We start from the raw sequence: 4530 nt of genomic DNA, 5'->3' as shown, positions 1-4530 counted from the left end.
GAAGCTGGGGTTTGGTATTAAGAGTCTGACGATGACCTACTCTCACATGGGCAAATGCCACACTACCATCGGCGCAGGCCTGTTTCACTTCTGAGTTCGGGATGGGATCAGGTGGTTCCAAGCCGCTATGGTCGTCAGACAAAACGGTTGATCACTGGGGGACGAGATAGAGGTTGTTCAATGTGTTTTGATTTTTTCGTTTTCTAGCGTTATCCAAGCAATTGTCTTGGGTGTTATATAGTCAAGCCGCACGAGCAATTAGTATCGGTTAGCTCAACGCCTCGCAGCGCTTACACACCCGACCTATCAACGTCCTGGTCTTGAACGGCTCTTTAGGGACCTCGAGGGTCCAGGGAGATCTCATCTTGGAAGGGGCTTCCCGCTTAGATGCTTTCAGCGGTTATCCTGTCCGAACATAGCTACCGGGCAATGCCACTGGCGTGACAACCCGAACACCAGAGGTTCGTCCACTCCGGTCCTCTCGTACTAGGAGCAGCTTTCCTCAAATCTCCAACGTCCACGGCAGATAGGGACCGAACTGTCTCACGACGTTCTAAACCCAGCTCGCGTACCACTTTAAATGGCGAACAGCCATACCCTTGGGACCGGCTTCAGCCCCAGGATGTGATGAGCCGACATCGAGGTGCCAAACACCGCCGTCGATGTGAACTCTTGGGCGGTATCAGCCTGTTATCCCCGGAGTACCTTTTATCCGTTGAGCGATGGCCCTTCCATACAGAACCACCGGATCACTATGACCTACTTTCGTACCTGCTCGACGTGTCAGTCTCGCAGTTAAGCGGGCTTGTGCCATTACACTAACCGTACGATGTCCGACCGTACTTAGCCCACCTTTGTGCTCCTCCGTTACGCTTTAGGAGGAGACCGCCCCAGTCAAACTACCCACCACACAATGTCCTCGATCCCGATAAGGGACCAGAGTTAGAACCTCAAACATGCCAGGCTGGTATTTCAAGGTTGGCTCCACGCAATCTGGCGATCACGCTTCAAAGCCTCCCAGCTATCCTACACAAACATATTCAAAGTTCACTGTGAAGCTATAGTAAAGGTTCACGGGGTCTTTCCGTCTAGCCGCGGATACACCGCATCTTCACGGCGATTTCAATTTCACTGAGTCTCGGGTAGAGACAGCGCCCCCATCGTTACGCCATTCGTGCAGGTCGGAACTTACCCGACAAGGAATTTCGCTACCTTAGGACCGTTATAGTTACGGCCGCCGTTTACCGGGGCTTCGATCAAGAGCTTCGCACGAATGCTAACCCCATCAATTAACCTTCCGGCACCGGGCAGGCGTCACACCGTATACGTCCACTTTCGTGTTTGCACAGTGCTGTGTTTTTAATAAACAGTCGCAGGGGCCTGGTATCTTCGACTGGCTTCTGCTCCGTCCGCGAGGAACTTCACATACCACCAGCGTGCCTTCTCCCGAAGTTACGGCACCATTTTGCCTAGTTCCTTTACCCGAGTTCTCTCAAGCGCCTTGGTATTCTCTACCTGACCACCTGTGTCGGTTTGGGGTACGGTCTCGAATAGCCTGAAGCTTAGAAGATTTTCCTGGAAGCAGGGCATCAATGACTTCGCTCCCGTAAAAGGGTGCTCGTCGTCACGTCTCAGGATTGTGGATCCGGATTTGCCTAAACCCACTCCCTACACGCTTAAACCGGGACAACCGTCGCCCGGCTCACCTAGCCTTCTCCGTCTCTCCATCGCAGCTATCCAAGGTACGGAAATATTAATCCGTTTCCCATCGACTACACCTTTCGGTCTCGCCTTAGGGGCCGACTCACCCTGCGCCGATTAGCGTTGCGCAGGAACCCTTGGTCTTCCGGCGTGCGGGTTTTTCACCCGCATTGTCGTTACTCATGTCAGCATTCGCACTTGTGATACCTCCAGCAAGCTTCTCAACTCACCTTCGCAGGCTTACACAACGCTCCCCTACCCCGCATACAAAGTATGCAGCCGCAGCTTCGGTATCCAGTTTGAGCCCCGTTACATCTTCCGCGCAGGCCGACTCGACTAGTGAGCTATTACGCTTTCTTTAAAGGATGGCTGCTTCTAAGCCAACCTCCTAGCTGTCTGAGCCTTCCCACATCGTTTCCCACTTAACTGGAATTTGGGGACCTTAGCTGGCGGTCTGGGTTGTTTCCCTCTTCACGACGGACGTTAGCACCCGCCGTGTGTCTCCCGGATAGTACTCACAGGTATTCGGAGTTTGCATCGGGTTGGTAAGTCGGGATGACCCCCTAGCCGAAACAGTGCTCTACCCCCTGTGGTATTCGTCCGAGGCGCTACCTAAATAGCTTTCGGGGAGAACCAGCTATCTCCGGGCTTGATTAGCCTTTCACTCCGATCCACAAGTCATCCCCTGGCTTTTCAACGACAGTGGGTTCGGTCCTCCAGTTGATGTTACTCAACCTTCAACCTGCTCATGGATAGATCGCCCGGTTTCGGGTCTATGCCCAGCGACTAATTCGCCCTATTCAGACTCGGTTTCCCTACGGCTCCCCTAAACGGTTAACCTCGCCACTGAACATAAGTCGCTGACCCATTATACAAAAGGTACGCCGTCACAGAACAAGTCTGCTCCGACTGCTTGTACGCATACGGTTTCAGGATCTATTTCACTCCCCTCACAGGGGTTCTTTTCGCCTTTCCCTCACGGTACTGGTTCACTATCGGTCAGTCAGGAGTATTTAGCCTTGGAGGATGGTCCCCCCATATTCAGACAGGATACCACGTGTCCCGTCCTACTCGATTTCACTAGACTCAGGTTTCGGATACGGGGCTATCACCCACTATGGCGGCACTTTCCAGAGCCTTCTCCTACCAGTTGTCTAGCTTAAGGGCTAGTCCCCGTTCGCTCGCCGCTACTTAGGGAATCTCGGTTGATTTCTTTTCCTCGGGGTACTTAGATGTTTCAGTTCCCCCGGTTCGCCCCTTACACCTATGTATTCAGTGCAAGGTACCCGACCGAAATCGGGTGGGTTTCCCCATTCAGAAATGCCCGGATCACAGCTTGTTTGCCAGCTCCCCGAACCTTATCGCAGGCTTCCACGTCTTTCATCGCCTCTGACTGCCAAGGCATCCACCGTATGCGCTTAGTTGCTTGACTATATAACCCCAAGACAACTGTGTTCCATTCATCAACGACCTGGTAAACCAGGAGGCCAATAAGTGGAGACAGTTCCTTGAAGCGATATAACAACCACTTCAACGACAACACCGGATAACGCTTGAAAAAATCGCTATCACATTGAACACATTTTCTCGGAGATAATGAGAAAATGTCTTCGTGTTCTATCTCGTCCAATTTGTTAAAGAGCAAATCTGACCCAGTGATCAGAAAGAAGGATTTCGAACTTAACAAAGTTGAAACACTTGTTTCTGTACACTGACCGAAGTCAGGTGACCAAGTAATCTAATGGTGGAGCTAGGCAGGATCGAACTGCCGACCTCCTGCGTGCAAGGCAGGCGCTCTCCCAGCTGAGCTATAGCCCCAAAAGCTATCTCTAAAATCATGTAGATCTAGGCGTGTTCGGACGCCGCATAGCCTGCTATGCAAGTTCGGACACAACGACGAGCTACGTGATTTTTGGTGGGTCTGGGTGGACTTGAACCACCGACCTCACCCTTATCAGGGGTGCGCTCTAACCACCTGAGCTACAGACCCGGTTTTGCTTGCCATAGACAAGCCAAGTCGGGCCTGAAAGACCCTTGCTCTCTTTATCAATCAACCAAGTAATTCGTGTGGACTCTGACCGAAGCTTCAACTTCGTTTAAGGAGGTGATCCAGCCCCAGGTTCCCCTAGGGCTACCTTGTTACGACTTCACCCCAGTCATAAACCACACCGTGGTAATCGTCCTCCCGAAGGTTAGACTAACTACTTCTGGTGCAATCTACTCCCATGGTGTGACGGGCGGTGTGTACAAGGCCCGGGAACGTATTCACCGTGACATTCTGATTCACGATTACTAGCGATTCCGACTTCACGGAGTCGAGTTGCAGACTCCGATCCGGACTACGATACGTTTTGTGAGATTAGCTCCCCCTCGCGGGTTTGCAACCCTCTGTACGTACCATTGTAGCACGTGTGTAGCCCTGGCCGTAAGGGCCATGATGACCTGACGTCATCCCCACCTTCCTCCGGTTTGTCACCGGCAGTCTCCCTAGAGTTCTCAGCATTACCTGCTAGCAACTAGGGATAGGGGTTGCGCTCGTTACGGGACTTAACCCAACATCTCACGACACGAGCTGACGACGGCCATGCAGCACCTGTGTCAGAGTTCCCGAAGGCACCAATCCATCTCTGGAAAGTTCTCTGCATGTCAAGGCCAGGTAAGGTTCTTCGCGTTGCGTCGAATTAAACCACATGCTCCACCGCTTGTGCGGGCCCCCGTCAATTCATTTGAGTTTTAACCTTGCGGCCGTACTCCCCAGGCGGTCAACTTAGTGCGTTAGCTGCGCCACTAAGGATTCAAGATCCCCAACGGCTAGTTGACATCGTTTAC

Annotated in this window: 2 tRNA genes and 3 rRNA genes; all 5 read right to left on the bottom strand. The window is 52.4% G+C overall.

What is annotated here, in order from left to right:
- Positions 1-23: 23 nt before the first annotated feature.
- A 5S ribosomal RNA gene (gene rrf, locus Q0824_RS17300) occupies positions 24-139 on the bottom strand.
- Positions 140-237: 98 nt separating this feature from the next.
- A 23S ribosomal RNA gene (locus Q0824_RS17295) occupies positions 238-3133 on the bottom strand.
- A gap of 310 nt (positions 3134-3443) precedes the next feature.
- Positions 3444-3519 (bottom strand) — tRNA-Ala (locus tag Q0824_RS17290).
- A 95-nt stretch (positions 3520-3614) separates the two neighbouring features.
- Positions 3615-3691 (bottom strand) — tRNA-Ile (locus Q0824_RS17285).
- A 107-nt stretch (positions 3692-3798) separates the two neighbouring features.
- Positions 3799-4530, bottom strand: a 16S ribosomal RNA gene (locus Q0824_RS17280); the annotation flags it as partial.

This window comes from uncultured Marinobacter sp., from assembly GCF_947488835.1.
In the GTDB taxonomy this organism is placed as follows: domain Bacteria; phylum Pseudomonadota; class Gammaproteobacteria; order Pseudomonadales; family Oleiphilaceae; genus Marinobacter.
This window is presented reverse-complemented; position numbering and strand designations above follow the sequence as displayed.